The sequence below is a fragment of the Alkalilimnicola ehrlichii genome (assembly GCF_003399765.1).
In the GTDB taxonomy this organism is placed as follows: Bacteria; Pseudomonadota; Gammaproteobacteria; order Nitrococcales; family AK92; genus AK92.
The window spans coordinates 211,717-230,707 of the sequence record NZ_NFZV01000003.1 but is presented as its reverse complement, the minus strand read 5'-3'; the positions used below and the strand labels follow the sequence as shown (position 1 = coordinate 230,707).

At 58.5% G+C, this 18,991-nt stretch carries 24 protein-coding genes and 1 pseudogene; 11 read left to right on the top strand and 14 right to left on the bottom strand.

Translation table 11 applies throughout. The annotated features are described in order from the left end of the window. Window positions 1-5: 5 nt before the first annotated feature. The 4 genes and pseudogenes from CAI21_RS04765 (at window position 6) to CAI21_RS04750 (ending at window position 2,703) form a co-directional block, all read left to right on the top strand. On the top strand, window positions 6-596 hold the full coding sequence (locus CAI21_RS04765; RefSeq protein WP_116301247.1) for a malonic semialdehyde reductase: 591 nt from the start codon (window positions 6-8) through the stop codon (window positions 594-596). A 148-nt stretch (window positions 597-744) separates the two neighbouring features. After that, a pseudogene (locus CAI21_RS04760) lies at window positions 745-1,137 on the top strand (flavin reductase); the annotation flags it as partial. Between the two features lie 76 nt (window positions 1,138-1,213). Beyond that, complete coding sequence (locus CAI21_RS04755) at window positions 1,214-1,714, top strand: ureidoglycolate lyase (protein ID WP_116301246.1); 501 nt, start codon at window positions 1,214-1,216, stop codon at window positions 1,712-1,714. A 545-nt stretch (window positions 1,715-2,259) separates the two neighbouring features. Further along, the gene (locus CAI21_RS04750; RefSeq protein ID WP_220347761.1) at window positions 2,260-2,703 is read left to right on the top strand and encodes a DUF4879 domain-containing protein; all 444 of its coding nucleotides are present in this window, start codon (window positions 2,260-2,262) and stop codon (window positions 2,701-2,703) included. Window positions 2,704-2,764: 61 nt separating this feature from the next. Here the strand turns inward: CAI21_RS04750 and CAI21_RS04745 are convergent, their stop codons facing one another. Then, window positions 2,765-3,208, bottom strand: coding sequence for a hypothetical protein (locus CAI21_RS04745; RefSeq protein ID WP_116301245.1), 444 nt, complete (start codon window positions 3,206-3,208; stop codon window positions 2,765-2,767). 393 nt (window positions 3,209-3,601) lie between these two features. On the opposite strand from CAI21_RS04745, the gene CAI21_RS04740 reads away from it, so the two are divergent. Next, the gene (locus CAI21_RS04740) at window positions 3,602-4,513 is read left to right on the top strand and encodes a DMT family transporter (RefSeq protein WP_116301244.1); all 912 of its coding nucleotides are present in this window, start codon (window positions 3,602-3,604) and stop codon (window positions 4,511-4,513) included. A gap of 6 nt (window positions 4,514-4,519) precedes the next feature. On the opposite strand, the gene CAI21_RS04735 is transcribed toward CAI21_RS04740, so the two are convergent. Further along, window positions 4,520-5,371, bottom strand: a complete 852-nt coding sequence (locus CAI21_RS04735) for a hypothetical protein (protein WP_116301243.1) — start codon at window positions 5,369-5,371, stop codon at window positions 4,520-4,522. Between the two features lie 149 nt (window positions 5,372-5,520). Between CAI21_RS04735 and CAI21_RS04730 the strand changes: the two genes are divergently transcribed. Continuing rightward, window positions 5,521-6,117: a hypothetical protein gene (locus tag CAI21_RS04730; RefSeq protein WP_116301242.1), complete on the top strand. Its 597-nt coding sequence runs from the start codon at window positions 5,521-5,523 to the stop codon at window positions 6,115-6,117. A 163-nt stretch (window positions 6,118-6,280) separates the two neighbouring features. On the opposite strand, the gene CAI21_RS04725 is transcribed toward CAI21_RS04730, so the two are convergent. The 3 genes from CAI21_RS04725 to CAI21_RS04715 all read right to left on the bottom strand — a co-directional run bounded on the left by CAI21_RS04725 (window position 6,281) and on the right by CAI21_RS04715 (window position 8,581). Beyond that, window positions 6,281-6,658, bottom strand: a complete 378-nt coding sequence (locus CAI21_RS04725) for a VOC family protein (protein ID WP_116301241.1) — start codon at window positions 6,656-6,658, stop codon at window positions 6,281-6,283. 387 nt (window positions 6,659-7,045) lie between these two features. Continuing rightward, window positions 7,046-7,672 (bottom strand): isochorismate family cysteine hydrolase YcaC, encoded by a 627-nt coding sequence (gene ycaC / locus CAI21_RS04720; protein ID WP_116301240.1) that lies wholly within the window; start codon window positions 7,670-7,672, stop codon window positions 7,046-7,048. Window positions 7,673-7,714: 42 nt separating this feature from the next. Continuing rightward, the gene (locus CAI21_RS04715; protein WP_116301239.1) at window positions 7,715-8,581 is read right to left on the bottom strand and encodes a pirin family protein; all 867 of its coding nucleotides are present in this window, start codon (window positions 8,579-8,581) and stop codon (window positions 7,715-7,717) included. A gap of 128 nt (window positions 8,582-8,709) precedes the next feature. On the opposite strand from CAI21_RS04715, the gene CAI21_RS04710 reads away from it, so the two are divergent. Next, on the top strand, window positions 8,710-9,375 hold the full coding sequence (locus CAI21_RS04710; protein WP_258868899.1) for a LysR family transcriptional regulator: 666 nt from the start codon (window positions 8,710-8,712) through the stop codon (window positions 9,373-9,375). A gap of 8 nt (window positions 9,376-9,383) precedes the next feature. Beyond that, window positions 9,384-9,614, top strand: coding sequence for a LysR substrate-binding domain-containing protein (locus tag CAI21_RS24620; RefSeq protein ID WP_258867996.1), 231 nt, complete (start codon window positions 9,384-9,386; stop codon window positions 9,612-9,614). A gap of 162 nt (window positions 9,615-9,776) precedes the next feature. Here the strand turns inward: CAI21_RS24620 and CAI21_RS04705 are convergent, their stop codons facing one another. The 3 genes from CAI21_RS04705 to CAI21_RS04695 all read right to left on the bottom strand — a co-directional run bounded on the left by CAI21_RS04705 (window position 9,777) and on the right by CAI21_RS04695 (window position 12,745). Continuing rightward, the gene (locus CAI21_RS04705; RefSeq protein ID WP_116301238.1) at window positions 9,777-11,087 is read right to left on the bottom strand and encodes an SDR family oxidoreductase; all 1,311 of its coding nucleotides are present in this window, start codon (window positions 11,085-11,087) and stop codon (window positions 9,777-9,779) included. A 15-nt stretch (window positions 11,088-11,102) separates the two neighbouring features. After that, on the bottom strand, window positions 11,103-11,591 hold the full coding sequence (locus CAI21_RS04700; protein WP_181919267.1) for a DUF2269 family protein: 489 nt from the start codon (window positions 11,589-11,591) through the stop codon (window positions 11,103-11,105). Between the two features lie 86 nt (window positions 11,592-11,677). Then, a complete protein-coding gene (locus CAI21_RS04695) occupies window positions 11,678-12,745 on the bottom strand; it encodes an AraC family transcriptional regulator (RefSeq protein WP_116301237.1) in 1,068 nt (355 codons plus the stop codon). Window positions 12,746-13,131: 386 nt separating this feature from the next. On the opposite strand from CAI21_RS04695, the gene CAI21_RS04690 reads away from it, so the two are divergent. Together CAI21_RS04690 and CAI21_RS04685 are read left to right on the top strand one after the other, a co-directional pair. Then, window positions 13,132-13,377, top strand: a complete 246-nt coding sequence (locus CAI21_RS04690) for an AbrB/MazE/SpoVT family DNA-binding domain-containing protein (protein WP_116301236.1) — start codon at window positions 13,132-13,134, stop codon at window positions 13,375-13,377. Continuing rightward, entirely contained in the window at window positions 13,374-13,784 is a 411-nt protein-coding gene (locus tag CAI21_RS04685) for a type II toxin-antitoxin system VapC family toxin (RefSeq protein ID WP_116301235.1), read from the top strand. The genes CAI21_RS04690 and CAI21_RS04685 overlap by 4 nt, the downstream gene beginning before the upstream one ends. A gap of 370 nt (window positions 13,785-14,154) precedes the next feature. Here the strand turns inward: CAI21_RS04685 and CAI21_RS04680 are convergent, their stop codons facing one another. Together CAI21_RS04680 and CAI21_RS04675 are read right to left on the bottom strand one after the other, a co-directional pair. Beyond that, a complete protein-coding gene (locus CAI21_RS04680; protein WP_147305034.1) occupies window positions 14,155-14,607 on the bottom strand; it encodes a hypothetical protein in 453 nt (150 codons plus the stop codon). 584 nt (window positions 14,608-15,191) lie between these two features. Next, window positions 15,192-16,244 (bottom strand): SDR family oxidoreductase, encoded by a 1,053-nt coding sequence (locus tag CAI21_RS04675; RefSeq protein WP_116301233.1) that lies wholly within the window; start codon window positions 16,242-16,244, stop codon window positions 15,192-15,194. 95 nt (window positions 16,245-16,339) lie between these two features. On the opposite strand from CAI21_RS04675, the gene CAI21_RS04670 reads away from it, so the two are divergent. After that, on the top strand, window positions 16,340-16,705 hold the full coding sequence (locus CAI21_RS04670; RefSeq protein WP_116301232.1) for a MerR family transcriptional regulator: 366 nt from the start codon (window positions 16,340-16,342) through the stop codon (window positions 16,703-16,705). 105 nt (window positions 16,706-16,810) lie between these two features. On the opposite strand, the gene CAI21_RS04665 is transcribed toward CAI21_RS04670, so the two are convergent. The 4 genes from CAI21_RS04665 to CAI21_RS04650 all read right to left on the bottom strand — a co-directional run bounded on the left by CAI21_RS04665 (window position 16,811) and on the right by CAI21_RS04650 (window position 18,877). Beyond that, window positions 16,811-17,089: a YrhK family protein gene (locus CAI21_RS04665; protein ID WP_116301231.1), complete on the bottom strand. Its 279-nt coding sequence runs from the start codon at window positions 17,087-17,089 to the stop codon at window positions 16,811-16,813. A gap of 468 nt (window positions 17,090-17,557) precedes the next feature. After that, entirely contained in the window at window positions 17,558-18,172 is a 615-nt protein-coding gene (locus CAI21_RS04660) for a hypothetical protein (protein ID WP_147305033.1), read from the bottom strand. Window positions 18,173-18,232: 60 nt separating this feature from the next. After that, the gene (locus CAI21_RS23645; protein WP_116301229.1) at window positions 18,233-18,433 is read right to left on the bottom strand and encodes a hypothetical protein; all 201 of its coding nucleotides are present in this window, start codon (window positions 18,431-18,433) and stop codon (window positions 18,233-18,235) included. 39 nt (window positions 18,434-18,472) lie between these two features. After that, entirely contained in the window at window positions 18,473-18,877 is a 405-nt protein-coding gene (locus tag CAI21_RS04650; protein WP_116301228.1) for a RidA family protein, read from the bottom strand. Window positions 18,878-18,991 lie beyond the last annotated feature (114 nt).

Here is an 18,991-nt window from a genome sequence, read left to right as displayed (position 1 = left end):
AACTCATGTCCGCACCGCTCGATCAAACGGCCCTGGCAACGCTCTTCACCGAGGCCCGAACCCATAATGGCTGGCAGGACAAACCGATTTCCGACGGCCTGCTGGAAGAACTCTACCAACTCACCCGGCTGGGGCCGACCTCGGCCAACTGCTGCCCGGCGCGCTTCGTGTTCGTGCGCAGCGAGGAGGGCAAGCGGAAGCTCGAACCCTGCCTGTCGCGCGGCAACCGCGATAAAACCATGGGCGCGCCGGTGACGGTGATCGTCGCCTACGACAGCGCCTTTTACGATGCCTTGCCGGAGCTTTTCCCCCACGGCGATGCCCGTAGCTGGTTTACCTCCAGCCCGGCACTGGTCGAGGAAACCGCTTTTCGCAACAGCTCCATGCAGGCGGCCTATTTAATTCTGGCCGCGCGCAGCCTAGGGCTCGACACCGGCCCTATGTCCGGCTTCGACAAAGACCTCCTCGACGCGACCTTCTTCGCCGATTCGGCTTGGAAATCCAACCTGCTGATCAACCTCGGCTACGGCGACCCGGACAAGCTATTCGACCGCCTGCCGCGACTGTCCTTCGCCAAAGCTTGCATGCTGGCCTGACCTAGGAGGTTTTTATGCAAATACCGCAACAACAAACCCCGAATGCGCCTCCGGCCGGACTCGTGAGCCGGGAGGCTTTTCGCGATGCCATGGCCCGCTTGGCCGCCGCCGTTAACATCGTCACGACCGACGGCCCCATGGCCGCGCCGGTTTCACCGCCACGGCCGTGTGCAGCGTCACCGACACCCCGCCGACGCTGCTGGTCTGCCTCAACCGGGCGGCTTCGGCATACCCTTACGTTAAAGGCAACGGCGCCGTTTGCGTTAACACCTTAACAGCGAGCCAGCGCGCGCTTTCCCAGTGCTTCGGCGGCAAAACGCCCATGGACGAGCGCTTCGCCGCAACGGCCTGGAGTACCTGGCTCAGCGGCGCGCCGGTGTTGGAGGACGCGGCGGCGGTGTTCGACTGCCGCGTCAGCCGCAGCACCCGCGTCGGCACTCATGACATTTTGTTCTGCGAGGTGCTCGCCCTACGACACCGGGAGAGCGACAGCGCGCTGGTGTATTTCGACCGCAACTATCATGGACTGCCCTATGCCTAGCGGCCGATCGCCTGTCGGTTTGCCGGTGCAGAGCGACGCTCCCACTCGCCCACACCTCACTTGAAGGCAAATGCTCATGCCATCATCGAACAACCCCCTCACTCTAAAGCCGGCACCGCTCGCTGCCGACGCTTTCGCTCCCTTTGGGCAGGTCATAACAGCCCGTGCGGACGGCGAACGGTTCGGCCCCCAGGATGCGCAACTCGACCTCGGCCAAGGCACGCCGCGTTTCTACATCATGCGGCTTAGCGCCCGCGCGCTGGAGATTCCGCGAATTACCCGCCACCGGCGGGTAACGCAATGCTTGGCGTCCGTGGGCGGAAAGGACTGGTGGCTGGTCGTCGCGCCGCCCGGCGACACACCGACCGTTGACGACATCCGTGCCTTCACCGTGCCCGGCGATGTCGCCGTAAAACTGCACGTTGGCACCTGGCACGCCGGCCCCTATTTCGCCGGCGACTCGGCAAGCTTCTTTAACTTAGAACTGGCCGACACCAATCAGGTCGATCACGACAATCTCGATTTAATGGATGAGTTTGGGTGCGGTTTACGACTGGCTCCAGCGTCTGAGGGGTGAAAACGCGGGCTTTTTAAATCGGTCAACCGGCGCATCTATCGACCCACCCTCGTCAAATGAAGCGCCCGCATTATAGTTGCAAAGCCGGTATCGGAGTTATTCGGCTTATGCTTAACTCCCTCGCAACATCGCTGTGCGAGTCAGGGCCGCCCCTTTCATTGCCCGCCCTGAACTTCCTGGGTTAGGCCCTATTTAATAATAGCCGCCATGCCTGCGAACAAGAATAAAACACAACCACCTTACTTTAAGATTCCACAACTTTTATTTATTAAATAATGTATTCAACTGAAAATCTTAGGACATTTACTGGCTTACGACGTTAATCATTGCAGTATAGGATTGACGAATTGGGCGCTACAATCTTTAATAAAAGGTGCCCCAATAAAATTTAAAGCCGTCAAGGAGAGACGCAATGAATAAAAACAGCTTTCTTTGCGGTCTTTTTTATTAACCTTTCTCTTCTGTAGCAGCGTTTTCGCGGATCTAGCCTCATCGTCTGATAATCTTGGCCCCCCGTTGCCGATAGCCTAACGGTTTTCGACACCGTGGAGCTTAGCCATTTGCAGGTGGAGCTGACCGATGAGGCGGCACCCGCTCCGCGTCAGCCAGCCCCGCCGTTGACGCAGATGTGGGTCTATGCTGTGGGATCGAGTAACTGCGGCTGGGAGTACCCAGCGCCCGGCGCCTTTTCAACGAGTTGCGATCATGGCGGCACTCAACTCCGAGCCGTGGTTCTAGAAATCGGCTACGGCTCCAGCCCCTTTGCATGGATGTTAGGAGGATTGTTACCATCGTCCGCCAACTATTTGACCGAGATGTTGTGCGACCAGGGCGGCGGTATGCTCGGGTATTGCTCGCCCGGTCAAACGGTAGTCGGCTTCCTGCGTTACTACAATCTGGACGGCCATCAGAGTGGCAACTTTAGCTATCAGAACACGTCAACCAACTCGCCATGGAACACTATGTCCACGAATATAAACATACGGTGACGCTTAATAAGGCCGGGCTTCCCGGCCTTATCCTACACGCGGTAAAGCCAGACGGCAGGCTTTAGGCTCGTTTCATGATGTCGATGGCTTCCCGAACTTTTTCGGCGGCATTCAGGTCGCCCCGGGACAAGTAAAAATCAAGGCCATTTTGCGCGATGTCGAAGAAATTCACGCGCTCGTTCTGGATACGCGCATTATCAACCGCCGCCCCTTCAGGGCCTACGGAGATGGCGGCAGTCATCGCAACTAGACTAGACGACTGATCGAGCGACATTGATCCGCTACGGATTTGCTCGTTCATCCAATCTCTTAACTCTTGGCGGGTCATGTGGCTAAAATCGGTCTGGCCGGTTTCGGCCCGCGCTGCCGATTCCTTCCCCACGTCGCGATGAGACTCTTCGGCCATAACGGTTTTGAATGATGCCTGATCGTTCGTACGAGCGGCATTCTTCATTTGGGCCTGTTGGCCAGCAAACAGGTAGCTGTTCCCCCCGTCAATCTTCATTAACAAAACCCCTTCAATTTGATATACGTTGTTATACGGACTAATCGTTTTATCGAATAAATGTAGATAGCCTAAAAAGGGTAGAACGCTTTAAGCGGCAGTAGCGTGATTCATATCACGATTTTTCGACAGGAAGTTCGACAGGAAGAAGGAAAGCTATTTGCTTTCAAAACAACGCCAAAGGAAAAGAGGCAAGCAATAACCTATGCGGCCGTTGACCGCTTTCTCGCCGTCATCTAACGAATACTTTTACTCGTTGACAAGCAAGCTGGCACAGGGGCGACAGGACAGGCACCCGATACCGTGGCAACAACCGCAACGCCTCGCTGCCGAACAAGGCCGTTGTCTTTATGTGGTAGCCTGCGCCCACCACGTTGAACGGGCAAAGTGACGATGCAGCAACACTCGCAGAGCGCCATATTCGCAGCTATTGGCGTGATTCTTACGACATTGTTCTGGGCCGGCAATGCCGTGGTTGCGCGCAGCACGGTTGGCGACATCCCGCCTGTGGCATTGGCGTTTTGGCGCTGGGCCGTGGCGTTGGCAATCCTGCTACCGTTCGGCATTCAACATGTGTATCGAGCACGCGCAGCGCTGCGCCAACACTGGCTAGCACTGCTCTGCCTCAGCCTGCTCAGCGTTGCTACCTTCAACACGCTGCTCTACATAGCGGCTCAGAGCACGACCGCTATTAACATCACCCTGGTCAACTCCGCCATGCCCGTGAGCGTCGCGATCATGGCCTGGCTGCTGCTGAGGCAACCGACCTCGGCAGGCCAGGCCGTCGGTATCGGCGCCGCCGCTATCGGCACGCTGATCATCGTCTCCCGCGGCGACTTGGGGGTTCTGGCGAATTTAAATATACACCCGGGGGATGCGATTATGGTGGCGGCCATCCTGGTCTGGGGCGTGTACTCGGTACTCCTGCGGCGTTGGTCGATTCCTATCCACCCGGTCGGCTTTCTTACCGCGACGATAGCTGTCGGCACATTGATGCTGTTGCCTGTCTACCTGCTCGAATACGCGCTGCTCGACGGCTATACGTTGAACGTGGCGCATGCTCCCGTGTTCCTTTACTTAGCGATATTTCCGGGAATACTGGCCTATTTGTTTTGGAATCACGGCATTGCCGTGCTCGGACCTAGCCGCTCGGCGATGTTCATCTATCTCATGCCGGTCTTTGCGGCGGTGCTGGCAACGCTCTTCATTGGCGAGCGCCTATACGCCTACCATGCCGCCGGCGGTGCGTTCATCCTGGCCGGGCTGTTTCTGGCCACGCAGGCGCGACAGTCGCCGGCTCAGTAGAGCCTCTTATTGAAGCTCATCCATGAAGTCGCGCAGCTCCGCGGCGAGCATGTCGTCGGTGGTGGCAAAGCGGCCTAACGCATAGACGATCACCCAGCCGTCGCGGCGTTCGATATAAGGCTCGCCGACTAGGCCGAGAAAGTCGAGGCCTACCTCGGCGGCTTCCTCCAGGTAATCGCGTTTAAGGGCGTCGAAGTCGTCGCCCGGCCGCCCCCAGACGACCACCGGAAACAACAAACCTTCGGCGTCGGCCGGTGTAATACCGAAATCGATCGTGCGCACTTTAGCCGCAAGCTCTGCTTGGTTGGCGGGCAAATGAGGCGGCAGCAGTTCGCGCCCGGTTTGGCGTTGCGCATCGCTCTGCTCCGGCGGGTAATCCGGAACGCTGCCGGAGATGCCGCCGCCACGGCCGCTGGGCCCGATTCGGCGGTCGTAATACTCAATGTCGATGTGCTGGGGTGGCTGGCGCATGCTGGCAATGAAGGCGGCATCCATTAATAGCTTGAGCTGTTCGACATCCAGCGGCAACTGATCCTGCAGCAACGGCGCGATCATAGCGAGCACTTCATGAGCGCCGTCTTGCCGAATAGGCCCCATCAGCTCGCGAATCTCGCGACGGTCTAGCGGTTTGCCGCTACGAATATCGTAGAACGCCACACCTAAATGCTCCGGCGGAACGCGCATATTTGCCGTGAACGCCGTGCCGAATAGCTGGTCCAGGGTATGTCGATCCAGCGGGCCGGAATGCCCGGCCAGAATGCGGGCGCCATCGAAAGCCGTCGTGGCTTGATTGGCTGAGGCCGTTGCAACGGCGCTTAACATGGCCACCAGCATCAGGTGACGAAGCAATAATTTCATGCCGGGTACTCGCACAGGGCCGCAGCCGACCCCTATCGCCAGCCAGCCGTCGGCACAACAACAGGCAGTATAACTACCCGCCCCCTAGGCATATAATAGCGTACTTATATTTGTAGTTCTGGCTGCGTGAGCGTCGAAAGGGGGGCGAAGTGGCGATCGGTCGTTTGTGTTTATTAGGTTTGTTAGTGCTAGTAGTGGCCGCCTGCACCACCCGCTATCCGTTGGGGATGAGCGAGAGCGAGTGGCTTTCGCTCTCGCCGGAACAGCAAATCGATGCCCGTGAGCGGGAAGAGCGGTTAAATCTAGAGGCCGCCCAGCAGCGGGCCGAACAGGCGCGGCAACGTGCAGAGGCCGAACGGCGCGAGCAGGAGGCACTGGAACAGCGACGGCGCGAGGCCGGCTTTGGGGAGCGGATTCAATGTGTGCTCGACGGCGCGCAGGTCAGAGCCGGTAGCCGCTGGGAAGAAGCCCATCCCCTGGGGTTGGATCTAATCGTCGGCGAAACGGCCGACTTCCGTATTCTGGAGCGCGGCTCCGCAACCCGCGGCGGCTCGGGGCAAGCTAGCTTCGATGGCCAATTGGTCGAGCTATGCGACCGGGCGGGGCGTCACTGCGAAGTAATCGCAGGAACCAGCCGCGATTTCCAGCGCGGGGTACGCCGGCAACTGGAAATCGATGGGCTGCTCCGCGGCGAGCTGCGTTGCGAACTGGCCGAGCCGCTGCCCCAAACGGGACGAAGGCGGTAAAGCGGCCGTCTTCGGATAGCTTACGGCTTTGATAAAAGGGGAACGACGGCCACGAGGTTGTCGTACCGGTCGCTCCTAGTAGCAGCCGGCACACGCGAATTCGATATTATCCTTTGCTAGCGCTCCTTTAGGCTTAGCCTGAAGGAGCGCTAGCGGTTGAGCATCACTTCCACACATTGGCTTCTTGCTCGAATCCGCCCCTGTACGGTTCGCCAACGCAGAATCGATGGCCGCTTGGGGCTTGCATAACCGTCCAACCGTCGTGACGAGATACCGGCACGGCTCCCAGCTTCTCCAAGCGGCTTACTTCTTCGTCAATAGCATCGGTCTCGATATCGAGGTGGGCTCGCGGATCATGATCGACCCGCTGAATTATGATCTGTATATCGCCTGGCTTTGTCTTGAGTTGAATAAATGTATCGCTGGCCTGCGCATCCTTTGGTAATGGGCAACCGAGGGCGGCACTCCAGAATGTCGCCTCTTGCAGCAGATCGCCTGTTCGGCAATCAATGACGATGTTACCAAGACGGCTCTTGTGCATGGGTCCAACTCCTTATGCTTAACCTTACCCGCGCAAACGCCCCTAGGGTCCGACATGAGGCGTGCAACGGCTAGATTGCAAATCCAATCGCGACAATAGCTTATTCGAGCCTCACCAGCATAAACCACCGATCCTGAGTATCGCCAGGCGGCGACGCGATCGTAACGGTGCCTGTCGATGGTCAAACACAACGACAAGAGCATAGTGGAGAGCTTATCTTTAGCTGCCGGTGGTTCGCGCTTCCCTCGAAAAGACAAGAACGCATCGCAAGGTTCCTAAGCTTTCGTTGTTGTTGAGCAATCGCTGTCGAATCGCCGAACTCGGCGCGGGCCTTGTGCGGCGGCGAGAATACCCCCGCAGCCGCGACGCCTGCGGGGGCCATCGACTTTACTGGCCGGAATTAAGGGCCGTGTAGCTGGCGATCAGGTTGCGGTAGTCGGGGATGTGGTTGGAGAACAGCGCTCCTAGACCCTCGACGTCGTTGCGCCAGTCACGGTGCAGTTCGCAGGCGACCGCGAACCAGCTCATCAGCTGAGCGCCGGCGGCGGACATACGGTCCCAAGCAGCATCCCGAGTGACGGCGTTGAAGGTGCCCGAAGCATCGGTGACAACGAATACTTCGAAGTCCTCGGCCAGAGCCGAAAGCGCGGGGAAGGCAACGCAGACCTCGGTCACCACGCCGGCCACGATGAGCTGTTTCTTTCCTGTAGCCTTTATCGCCGCCACGAACTCTTCATTGTCCCAGGCATTGATCTGCCCCGGGCGCGCGATGTAGGGCGCCTCCGGAAAGGCCTCCTTCAGCTCCGGCACGAGCGGACCGTTCGGGCCATTCTCGAAGCTGGTGGTGAGAATGGTCGGCAGATTGAAATACTTCGCCAAATCCGCCAGCGCCAGCACGTTGTTTTTGAAGGTGTCGGGATCGAAATCCCGGACCAGGGACAACAGCCCCGCCTGATGATCGATCAGCAGGACGGCAGCGTTGTCTTTGTCCAATCGCGTGTATTCTCCGCTCATACGTGTCTCCTAGGTTGTAGGTAGGGGCTGAGCTATGCTTGATCAGTCCCGAAGGGAACCGAAGCGACCGCTCCGGAGATCCTTTAGGGCCTGGTCGATCTCTTCGTGGGTGTTCATTACAAAGGGGCCGTAACCGGCCAGCGGTTCGTCGATCGGCTCGCCGCTGAGCACTAGTAGCCTGGCCTCGTTGTTGGCCTCAAGACGCACGGACGTCCCGCTCCGGTCGAGAACGGCCACCTCGGCCTCGCGGAGGATCTCGCTATCGTTGACCAGCACGGTGCCATGCAAAACGACGATGCCGCCGGTCCAGCCGTCGGGCAGTTCCAGCTCGGTGCCGGCGCCAGTCTCCAGGCGCAGATCCCAGACATGCATTGGGGTAAAGGTGCGTGCAGGTCCAACCCGGTCAGCGTATTTCCCTGCAATCACGCGCAAGACACCGGCATCGTCCGGCAACGTTACGGCCGGAATCTGCCCGTTCGCGATGGCCTGGTAACCCGGCTCGACACCCTTGTCTCTGGCGGGGAGGTTCACCCATAGCTGAACCATTTCGAGGGTGCCGCCAGCTTCGGTGAAGGCCTGGCCGTGAAACTCCTCGTGCAAAATGCCTTTGCCCGCTGTCATCCACTGCACGTCGCCCGGCCCGATCAATTCGCCGTGGCCGGCCGTATCGCGATGGGCCACCTCGCCCCGATATACGATGGTCACGGTCTCGAAACCGCGATGCGGATGCGGCCCCACCCCACGCGGCTGATTCGCCGGTTCAAACTCCCGCGGACCGGCGTAATCCAGCAGCAGGAACGGGCTCATGGCTCGGGGGTGGCTCTGATAGCTGAACAGGCTGCGCACGGGGAATCCGTCGCCGACCCAGTGGCCGTTGGCTTCCCGCAGTACTTCGGTAATCGCTTTCATGCGGCCTCCGCTACTCTGATGAATATAGCTAGAGCCTATGCAAAGAACGATTCAAACAGTAGACGGGAAATTTACGACGGATCGTCCTACATTTAGGACGATCAACCTATGGTAGTGAAGCGGGCCCCATGCACGATCTCAACGACATGTACTACTTCGTCAAGGCCGTCGAGCACGGCGGCTTTGCCCCCGCCGGCCGCGCCCTCGGCCTGCCCAAATCCAAGCTCAGCCGGCGTATCGCATTGCTTGAAGACCGCCTCGGGGTGCGCCTGATCCATCGCTCCACCCGCCAATTCGTCGTGACCGAGGTAGGCCGGCGCTACTACGGGCACTGCCGAGCCATGCTCATCGAGGCCGAAGCCGCTCAGGAAGTCATCGACGGTGTCGTCGGCGAACCCAGGGGCGTCATCCGGATGGCCTGCCCCGTCGGCCTACTTCATTTCCACGTCAGCACTATGCTCGCGGAGTTCATGTCTCGCTGCCCTCAGGTCACCGTCCACCTAGAGGCCACCAACCGTCGCGTCGACCTCATTGCCGAGGGCATCGATCTCGCCCTGCGCGTCCGCCCCCTGCCACTCGAAGACTCCGATCTCGCCTTCCGCATTCTCTCCGACCGCAGTCAGCGTCTGGTCGCCCACCCTGAGCTGATCAGCCGTCATGGCACACCCACCGACCCCTGGGCGCTGTCTGACTGGCCAAGCCTGTTCCGGGGCACGGCGGAAGAAAACCCCACGTGGTTTTACGCAACGATCAGGGCGACGAAGTCCATGTCCCTTACAACCCCAGATACCTAACCACGGACATGATGGCGCTCAAGACAGCCGCACTCGCCGGCGTCGGCGTAGTGCAGTTACCGGTATTGATGCTCCGGGACGAACTGGCAACCGGCGCCTTGGTAGATCTTCTCCCGAGCTGGCGGCCGCGCCGGGAAGCGATTCACGTTGTTTTCCCGTCGCGCCGCGGGATGCTGCCATCGGTGCGCGCGCTGGTGGACTTCTTGTCGGAGAAATATGCGGCGATGGATGAGGATTAGTTTGCCTGCCAGACTCCGCCTTGAGATCCTCGACAAACACCTCCGACCCCATCGCCAGCAACGACGACTTAGGAACGCTCGCTGAGGCAGCGGCGCGTCCTGCGCCAGACATAGTCCGATAGCGCTCAGCGCCGACACGTGTCTTGCGAGGAACAAGCGCCCTTATCTTTTAGCGAGAGGCCTTGGCCCAGCCTCGGTTCGGCCCCCGGTTTCGAGCAAAAGTAGCAGCGCCGTCAGCGCTAGCAGCGGGAAGTTCTTGGTGACCGAGCCCAAGGGGTCCAGCCAGGCGGCAGGCAGAATCACGCTGACGATGGCCATGTAAGTGAGCATCAGCCCGATTTGCAGGCCGTACGCCAAGCGCCGCCACCTTCGGTGCAACATCATGAATCCCAGCACTAGGTCGACCGCGCCACCGCTGTAGATAAGCACACCGGCCAGCAGCCCATGAACGCCCGCATTCGCCAGTAACATATAGCCCGCCGGCACATTCCACAGCACCGAAACGAGCCCCGTGAAGATCCACACGAAGGCAATGCTGACGATTAGCGCAGGCTTAAGGGCGGAGAATACCGCGTACCAGGCCTCGGCTCGCTGTGCGGGACGCGCCGACAGCGCCTGCGCCAGTGGGCGCGGGGGTGCGGCGGCATAGGTAGACGCCGGCGTGTTGGCCGCATGCAGCATCTCCAGCGTGTCGGACCGCAGCAAGGTATCCGGCTTCAGGCGCTCGGTAACCTGTGCGGCAAACCGCAAGAGCGGCATCGGGATAGCGACGAAACGCGCCTTGCCAAGGTCCATCCACTCGCGCAACAACGCATACAGTTCGCGTATCGAGTAGGCACTGGCGCCTGTGAGCAGGTAACGCTGCTTACCCTTGGGCCAGTGCTCCACTAGATGAACGATCGCGGCGGTGAGGTCGTCGATGTGAATGGGGTTAATGCGCTGGCTGCCGTCGCCGGGCAACGGCACGAGGGGTAGCGCCGCCATGCGGCAGAAAAGTGCCGTACTGTTGCCGCCCTGGCCAATGACGATGGCGGGATAGACAATGGCGCAGTCGCCGGGTAGGCCCCAGAGATAATCGTCAGCCAGCTGCTTGCTTTGCAAGAATGGAGAGCTGGCCCCAGGCCGCTCCGCGCCCAGCGCGGAGATCTGGATCACCCTGACGCCCGCGCGGCTGCAAGCCGCGAAAAGCGCCTGCGGGGCCTCTGTTTGCACCTCGGCAAAGCGCTGCTGACGGCTCTCGTTGATAATGCCGACGGCGTTGATCACGAGGTCGACATCGGCCACGCGTTCCGCCCAGTCCTGTTCATTGGTATCGCGCATGAAGTCGCAATGGCGCCATTCCCACTCGGGTAGGCGTGCGCGCCAAAGGGCGTCTTGGCGCGTGGCCGCGACGATGTCGTGGCCCGCGGCGGCCAGCCGCTGCGCGAGGTGGAAACCGATGAAGCCGGTAGCGCCGGTTACTAGGATTCTCATAACGGCACCTCCGGCTCAAGCTATCCAGGGTTTGTAGACCATTAAGGCGAATACCAGCGGGCCGGAGAGGAAGGCGGGGTAGCCAAGCGCCTCCCAAACTTTGACCATCCGACTAAAACGCGGCGGCAGCGGCGCCCCTTCCGGCAGCTCCCGCAGCATGTTGCGCAGTACAATCTGCATCCACACCACCGGCAGCCATAAAGCCCCCACGAATGCGGACAGCGCCATCACGACCAGGAACCAGGTGGAGGTGAAGGAAAGCCCCAACAGCTCCATGAGCAGGAGCCCGGTTGCGAACTGCACGATCACCGCGGGCGTGGTGAACAGCCAGTCCGCTAACACCACGGTGGCGGAGGTTACTCGCAGTGCCTCCGTGTTGCCGCTGCGAGCGGCGCGAATCATGAAGAAGTAAGTTCCCAGCCCCGTGCCGAATAAGAGCGTGGCGCTGATGATGTGGAGGGTCTTGAGTAGGTTGTAGTCCAGCCAGGGCAGTAGTTGAGTCATGTCCGGTTCTCCAGTAGTTGGCGAACCCACCATGCGCTAGCTGCCGGCTTCTAATCTTCCGGATTTATAAATCTGCAAACGACTTTTCAGTCGGCGGCATCCTTTAATGCCTTAACCTGCTTACGGTATGTACCCGGCGCGACGCCTTCGACCTCGCGGAAGGCGGCATAAAAGGACGAGAGCGAGTTGAAGCCGACTGCGAGCCCCACGTCCAGCACCGACATCGCCGGCTTCTCGATCAGCAGGCGGCGCGCTTCGGCAATACGATACTGTTTGATGAAGCGGGGGATGTTGATGCCCAGGTGCTCGTTGACGAGTTCCGAAAGCTGATGCGGGGTCAGCTCCACTGCGGCGGCAAGTTGAGAGGCGGTCAGCTTTTCGTCGCGGTATAGATGCTCGGTCTCCAATTTCCGGCGCAGTGCCGCTAGCTTGGCGTCGATGGAGATACCGGCTAGTTGGCTGCGGCGTTTGTCGGGGGCGAGGCCTACGGCCTCCGCCGCCTCGCGCAGCTCGTCCCCGACCACTTCAACCAGAGCCGGAAAGCGTTGGTAGAGCAAGTAGCCGCCCGCCAGCAAGGCGGTGATAGCACTACCGTAGAATAGAGGAAACGCCGGATGCTCCAGCGCCACCCCCATGAAAACCAGCAACGCCGCCGCAACCCCGGTAATCACGATTAGGCTCAGGATCATCGTCTCCGCCCGCACCAGACGGCTTTCGTGGGCAAGTCGGCCCAGGCGCTTCAGCACCAGCAGGGCATAGCAGGAACCGGCAGCGAAGGAGGCGGCATAAATACCTTTCTCTATAGCTAGCTGCCATTCGGGGCGGACGATCTGGAGCACCGCCAACGCGGCGATTACGCCCAGCGGCGATAGGTGCAGCGCGATCAGCCTGCCTCCCACAGCCGTTCCCAACAGGCTTTGCACACACAGGAAAAGCAAGGGGGCTACGCAATAAAGCGCGAGTTCGTGAAGCAGAAAAACGGGCAGGGACGAGACGCCCATCACCGTCAGTAAGACATGCAACTGAATGAAACCAAGGGCCAGCACGCAGCCGGCAAGCAACCAGGCCCACTTCTCCTCGCGCCACCAAAGCGGCAATACGTAGAGGGCAGAAAGGCCAAGCCCAAAAGAGATCCAGTGCGAGAACCAGCTCATTGTCGATGCGCGGGCCTTACGGTGATGATGCGCCGGATCTTAGCAGAACCGGGGGCCTATCGGTTATACACACGACATAACACGCCACCTATCGGCAACGCACCAAGCCATAACAAGATATTATCGAACAAGCAAGGCATTCATAACCCTCTGTAAAAAAACAATTTCATGTATTGCTGAAATATTGAACAATTTACCCAAGTGTTTGATATGCCTTGCCCGGCGATAACTTCACGCAGCTTGTGCACAGAGTTATCCACAGGAATTGTGGAAAGCACCGTAAGCAATTGATCTTCCGTTTGGCTGCCTCATCGACCGCGAGAGATTGCGACCGCCAACCGGTAATACTACTCTAATGGTAATACCGAATTTTTGAGGTGGATGTTATGCGGGTCACGAGCAAAGGACAGGTTACGGTGCCACAACACGTCCGCGAAGACTTGGGCATCCAGGCCGGCGAGGAGATTGATTTTGAGAAGTTGCCGGACGGCGGCTACCGAATCGTCAAGGCAAAACCCGGCAAGGGCGGCAACCGACAGCCTCTTAGGAGCCCGTTCCGTGCTGCCCGTGGCTCGGCAACGGTTAAGATGAGCACGGATGAGATCATGGCCCTCGCTCGGGGCGAGAAGTGAGCCGGTCGCCTGTTCTCGTCGACTCCTGCGTGTTACTGGATGTGCTTACGGACGATTCGGCCTGGGCCGATTGGTCGGTGGAGCAACTTGAGCACTACAGTGTAACCTTACCGCTTCTTATCAACCCCATCGTTTATGCAGAGATTTCTATCGGCTACGCGCGCATCGAAGAGCTGGAAGCACAGATCAAGCCGATGAAACTCAAAATGCAAAACTTCAAGCGAGAAGCACTCTTCTTAGCCGGCAAGATTTTCGTGGACTACCGGCGCCGCGGCGGTACACGCCGTTCTCCGCTACCTGACTTCTTCATCGGCGCACAGGCGGCGACAGAGGGTTGGCAATTATTAACCCGCGATGCGAAGCGATATCGCACGTATTTCCCTACTCTTGCGTTGATCTGCCCTTAGCAACCGCCGCAGCGCTATTGGCTGGATCGGCGTCGCCGTGCTTCGACACGGCCTTCGGCGTGCCGATGGTTATACACACGGCATAGCACGCCACTTAGCGGCGGCCCAGCGGTTGTTAACAGGCGGGGGCGGCATCAATAACCGTTTCACAATTGATTGATTAATAAAGAGTTTCGAAAAGTGCCGAAATGTTGAACAATTGAGGTAAGTGCTTGATACGACTTGCTCAGCAACAACTTCACGCAGCTTGCACACAGAGTTATCCACAGGAATTGTGGAAAGCGTCGTAAGCAATTGATCTTCCGTTTGGCTGCCTCACCCCAAGGCCGCTTTCCGGGCACCCGCTTGGCGGGCCTTTGGTTGGCGCTTGTTAATGCTCCAACCTGACAATCTTGAAGAACCAAGCCAACTGTTCTTCATCATCGGAAAATTCGACTTTGCCTGCGGCTTCAAACGCTTTATGAGAGTTGCTCGACTCTACCGACAGCATTTGTCCGTATTCGAGAAATATACCCAACACGTCGATTGCCTCCCCCGGAACATCGACGGCCCGCATTGAATACAGGTATATGATGGCATCGCCGCCTTGTCTTAACGCCTCGATTTTGCACTCCCTCACTGCACTTTCGTAAGTGGGCATTTTGAAAAGCAAAAGCTCTCGCAGCGACGCTCCGCCATAACACTCGTAAATTGAAATAGCCGTATGTGGGGGAGCCAACTCCAGACTCTCGAAGTATTGTACGCTCTGTATTTTTGCGTCACTAAACGTCGCACAAGAGCTAATGAACATTGACAGAAAAACAAACAATGCAACTTTTTGCATTTGAGAGGTCCGCCCGAAAAGACTCATTATTAATAAGGCAGTAGAAAAACTCCCCTCGGCACAGAGGGATCATAAGGAAAGGCAAATCCGGGCAGGGACGCGCGATCTTCGGCCTGCTCGAGCAGCAGATCCATGTAGCGATAGCCCAGCCCCCCCGGCAACAGATCCAGGTAGTTCCAGGGCGTGGGCAGGACCTCAGCACCGACAGGCCTACGCCCTGGATCAGTTTCTTCGTGCTGCTCTGCAAACCGCCATCGTGCTGCAGATACCAACTTGATGCCGCCTGCGGATCCAGATCCCAGAACAGAGTCTGGCACATTGTTCCTGGCCGCTTCCCAGGCAACATTGACGGCCGCCGTCTTACAGGCTACGAACTTAATGCAACAAAAATGTCATCAATGCAATACGTACAGTAAATTGTAAGCTTCTCAATTTCCGTTACATGTCGATTAAGTTTTTGTGACACAAAGACTTCGGCGTCAGAGCAAACATCCCCTTTCGGCGCATCGAATCTGATGCGCACCCGCGCGAGCATCGACAGGCCTGCGGTTTCAGCCGGTGGCTACGCTCTGGCTATTATCGATCTAAGGTACGGCCACCTCAGTCTTGTCACGATATGCTTGCGCAGTGGCTCGCACCACCGTCTCGATGGGCGGCATGACGATCCCCTGTGCCGTTAGGAATCGCTCCGTCGCCCGGGTGTCGAATCGGCTCGTCTGAATAAAATGCAGCGCTTCTGGCTCGGTGTTCATCAACGCCGGCAGGCCCGGCACCTTCAATAGTGCTGACAGCATAGGTAGCGGGATATGGCGCCGGGGCGGCTTACGGCCGAGCTCATCGGCCACCAGCGTAAGCAGGTCCGCCAACGACGGCGTGGCGGCATCCAAAGCCAATATCTGCCTCGGCACCGGCGACGCCGTCGCCGCTACCGCGATCAGCTTGGCCAGGACATCGACGGCCACCAGCGGTAACCAATGCGACGGCGTACCCGGCACCATCGCTAGCCGGCCGCTCGCCAGATTGTCGATCAGTTGGTACAGGGGCTGGGACCTATCCAACTCGCCGGTACGGCTGTGGCCGGCCACCGTGGCAGGCTGCACCTCGACCCCATCCACATCTTTCTCCAGTGCGAAAGCCCGAGTCTTCAGCGCCGCCTCCAACTTGCTCGCCTCATAAGCACCGACTCGCCGGTAGACGCGCGGCCAGTTCACGCCATCGGCGACGTTGGGATTGATGCCCAGCGCCTCCAGATGCTCCCGATTCTCCAGCATAAAGCCGCTGGCGAATACCAGTCGGGCACCCTGTGCCCGTGCCAGCTCCGCCACGCTCAGACTGCCCTCGACGTTGACCCTGCGGGCGGTCGGGACGTCCAACTTCCAGGCGAAACGGGCGCCCAGGTGCACAACCACGTCCAGCGCCGGTACGACTTCAGCTATACCCAACCCCGGCTGCCCCAAGTCCCCCGCTAGGCAGGAAAGCCGCCGCGAGTCGCCACCCAAGGCGGCGATACGCTGCCGCAGCAGATCCAGCTCCTGCGGACGGCGCATCAGCGCCACCACCTCATGGCCCTGCGCAGTCAGCAGTGCACAGACATGGCGGCCGATGAACCCGGTGGCTCCGGTGATAAAAATATTCATTATGAACTCCTGTGGATGGGGTTACCGGCTACGGTAAAGTATCGAGTATCCTCTAAGGTCAAGCCCAAAACCGAAGGCATCACAGGAGAGTAGCTATGCAGATTGCCGAACTGGAAGAGCGCACCGGCGTCAGCCGTCACACGCTGCGCTACTATGAGAAGGAAGGCTTGCTGACGGAAGTGGCCCGCGGTTCCAACCGCTACCGAAACTACCCAGAGCAGGCGGTACGCCAGGTCAATCTAGTGCGCCAACTGAAAGAGCTGGGGTTCTCGCTGCGGGAAATTCGAGAAGTCATTGAGGCACTGCGAAGCAACCGCATCGACTGCGCCCAAGGGGCAAAGCTAATGGCAGAGAAACGAACCGCCGTTGAGCAGCGTATTCGCGAGCTGCAGGCGGTCAGCGAGCTGCTGAGCCGGGAGCAGAAGCGGCTGGAGCTCAGCGCTGCCCAGCAGTGCCGGTAACAAGACGCATCTTCAAGACATCCGTTAAGCTCGACTTCCAGAGGCTGGGCCTACGCCCGCCACTCCACCCCATAAAAGCGTGATCCGAAATAGTTGCTTCTATTGTTAAAGTTGCCAATGGCTCTCTGGTACTCGTTGCAGGTGGAGGTGTGCTAAGAGACGTATCATTGGCCGAATCAGAAACTGAGTGCTGCCAATAATGAACAGCCAGGCAGCGGCTTTCTCCAACGATTGATAAAGAAAAAATATGCTCCCCAACAGAAACCAGATCGCTATGAAGAAATCATTAAGAATACTAACCATTTCATAGCGGCGCCGGATAACTAACTGTTCGTGGCCGATGGTAACGGTGAGCGGGCTGTCGATACGCTGATCGTCTTTCATAGTAAATCCTTTTATCTGTATTAGTGACAAATGAGCAGTGCGATATAACGCCAAGGCAATCCTCGCACAATGATTCTCGCATCCACAGACGACATTGAGAGGGAAAGCTGTGGTGGCACAATCAGAGATAAAGATGGCCATTAATCGGGTTGCCAACAACTGGCCAAAGCGCCTGCATGCCGAGAAAGAACTAAGTCAAACTCAGCTCTAGGATTACCTGGACGTTAGCTGAAGCTGCATTTCCAAGGAGGGACAGGGAAAAAAGCCGTTGCCCCTGTAGCGACTAGTGCAACTTTGCCAAGCCTTGGATGCTGATCCAGCAAGTGCCATTGAATGGACCTCGAAAGAGGCATGTGTGAATGAGGAATCGAGAGGATAGCGATTATTAAAGACGCGCCTCTACGTCCCTAACCAGATCGGATGGCCGACAGGCAAGCCCCGCAGCCAGCGCAAACAGACTCGCCCTTTTCAATATAGATCGGTGCGTTTCTTTGGCTTGACGGCCTGAAACACGCTGTATCCCATCAAAATATCGGTAAAGAAGCGTGCAACGACAGCCGGCCCGGCTATCGCGACGTGAATGCACATGGCTAAAACACAGTAGCCACCGAACTCTGCCGCGCGCAGCAGCAAGCCCGGCCGCGTACGCTTTACTTCAAGGCAGTATGTGCGTAGCTCAGCCAGGTCGTGCCACCTTCCGGCATCCACCTCCGCGCGAACGACGGCGGGGTATAAGTTTCGGCTCCTAGTCCCGCGTAGGAAGGCCTGCCACATCCGTCGCGGCCGCAAGACCAAGCCCGTTGAAAGCGCGATCAAATTCATGAGCCCGAGAGTCGGCGAGACAAAGGCGGACCCGGTACCGAGCTCCCACGCACTGACCTCGCCTTCCCCGATTCGCCCGACGGAATAGCCTGTCACTAAATGGTGTAGATCGTGATACTTCAGATATCGGTGTCGCACCTCGATATTAGGTAATGGAACGAGCAAACAGCCGGTGAAGACCGGCACCGTGCGTGGCCTTTCACCCAGCACTGGACCAAACCCATTCCGCTCATAGAAGGCTGCAAGTTCATCCTGAAGCATCAATTAAACCCCGGAAAGTTAACCCAAATTAGACACCGCGAGCGGCACTGCCTTGGGTGTCTAATCCGCCGCGACTTGCGGCTTTTTCTTATTCTTGTCCTTATCCTCGCGGGTTATACCCGAAATAACAACATGGGAAGCGCCACTTGGGGCTTTGCGATAAGCCGCTACGCCCATTAACGGCCGTTTGAATCGTCTGGTTGGCGTGGTTGTGCCGTCATTACGAACAATGACGATAACAAACGGGGCGCGGGCCGCCATGGCGGCCCGCTTTGAGGGATGCGTCGCCGGCGGGCGAGATCAGTCCGCTGTTGCCTCCGGTAGCTTTGCGATTACCTTGATTTCAAAATCGAAACCATAGAGCCAGGTCACGCCGACAGCGGTCAGCGTGGGGTGCGGCGCGTTGCCCCAATACTCCGGCACAACCTTCCAAATCCGCTCGAACTTCGGTTCGGGGTCGACAATAAACACGGTGACGTCGATCACGTCGTCAAACGTGCAGCCGGCAGCCTGCAAAATGCCGTTCAGATTATCGAATGCGAGCCGAACCTGCTTCTCCAAATCGGGCTCGGGGGAACCGTCCTCCCGGCTGCCCACTTGCCCTGAGACGAACAATAAGCCATTGCAACGGATCGCCGGCGAATAGCGATTACGCTCATAAAGAGCTTGGCGCCCAGGTGGGAAAACGACGTCGCGCTGTGCCATGGGTATATCTCCATCAATGGGTCGAGTCCGACCGAGGTTAACGATGGAAGCACTTTAAAGGCCCGCAACCGGCCGATAAACGAGCAACTTCGGCCAACACTGTTTGTATAATCC

Coding starts and splice junctions, on each gene's coding strand:
- CAI21_RS04765 (WP_116301247.1), top strand. CDS start 6: ATGTCCGCACCGCTCGATCAAACGGCCCTGGCAACGCTCTTCACCGAG.
- CAI21_RS04755 (WP_116301246.1), top strand. CDS start 1,214: ATGCCATCATCGAACAACCCCCTCACTCTAAAGCCGGCACCGCTCGCT.
- CAI21_RS04745 (WP_116301245.1), bottom strand. CDS start 3,208: ATGAAGATTGACGGGGGGAACAGCTACCTGTTTGCTGGCCAACAGGCC.
- CAI21_RS04740 (WP_116301244.1), top strand. CDS start 3,602: ATGCAGCAACACTCGCAGAGCGCCATATTCGCAGCTATTGGCGTGATT.
- CAI21_RS04735 (WP_116301243.1), bottom strand. CDS start 5,371: ATGAAATTATTGCTTCGTCACCTGATGCTGGTGGCCATGTTAAGCGCC.
- CAI21_RS04725 (WP_116301241.1), bottom strand. CDS start 6,658: ATGCACAAGAGCCGTCTTGGTAACATCGTCATTGATTGCCGAACAGGC.
- ycaC (WP_116301240.1), bottom strand. CDS start 7,672: ATGAGCGGAGAATACACGCGATTGGACAAAGACAACGCTGCCGTCCTG.
- CAI21_RS04715 (WP_116301239.1), bottom strand. CDS start 8,581: ATGAAAGCGATTACCGAAGTACTGCGGGAAGCCAACGGCCACTGGGTC.
- CAI21_RS04710 (WP_258868899.1), top strand. CDS start 8,710: ATGCACGATCTCAACGACATGTACTACTTCGTCAAGGCCGTCGAGCAC.
- CAI21_RS24620 (WP_258867996.1), top strand. CDS start 9,384: ATGATGGCGCTCAAGACAGCCGCACTCGCCGGCGTCGGCGTAGTGCAG.
- CAI21_RS04705 (WP_116301238.1), bottom strand. CDS start 11,087: ATGAGAATCCTAGTAACCGGCGCTACCGGCTTCATCGGTTTCCACCTC.
- CAI21_RS04700 (WP_181919267.1), bottom strand. CDS start 11,591: ATGACTCAACTACTGCCCTGGCTGGACTACAACCTACTCAAGACCCTC.
- CAI21_RS04695 (WP_116301237.1), bottom strand. CDS start 12,745: ATGAGCTGGTTCTCGCACTGGATCTCTTTTGGGCTTGGCCTTTCTGCC.
- CAI21_RS04690 (WP_116301236.1), top strand. CDS start 13,132: ATGCGGGTCACGAGCAAAGGACAGGTTACGGTGCCACAACACGTCCGC.
- CAI21_RS04680 (WP_147305034.1), bottom strand. CDS start 14,607: ATGCAAAAAGTTGCATTGTTTGTTTTTCTGTCAATGTTCATTAGCTCT.
- CAI21_RS04675 (WP_116301233.1), bottom strand. CDS start 16,244: ATGAATATTTTTATCACCGGAGCCACCGGGTTCATCGGCCGCCATGTC.
- CAI21_RS04670 (WP_116301232.1), top strand. CDS start 16,340: ATGCAGATTGCCGAACTGGAAGAGCGCACCGGCGTCAGCCGTCACACG.
- CAI21_RS04665 (WP_116301231.1), bottom strand. CDS start 17,089: ATGAAAGACGATCAGCGTATCGACAGCCCGCTCACCGTTACCATCGGC.
- CAI21_RS04660 (WP_147305033.1), bottom strand. CDS start 18,172: ATGCTTCAGGATGAACTTGCAGCCTTCTATGAGCGGAATGGGTTTGGT.
- CAI21_RS23645 (WP_116301229.1), bottom strand. CDS start 18,433: ATGGCGGCCCGCGCCCCGTTTGTTATCGTCATTGTTCGTAATGACGGC.
- CAI21_RS04650 (WP_116301228.1), bottom strand. CDS start 18,877: ATGGCACAGCGCGACGTCGTTTTCCCACCTGGGCGCCAAGCTCTTTAT.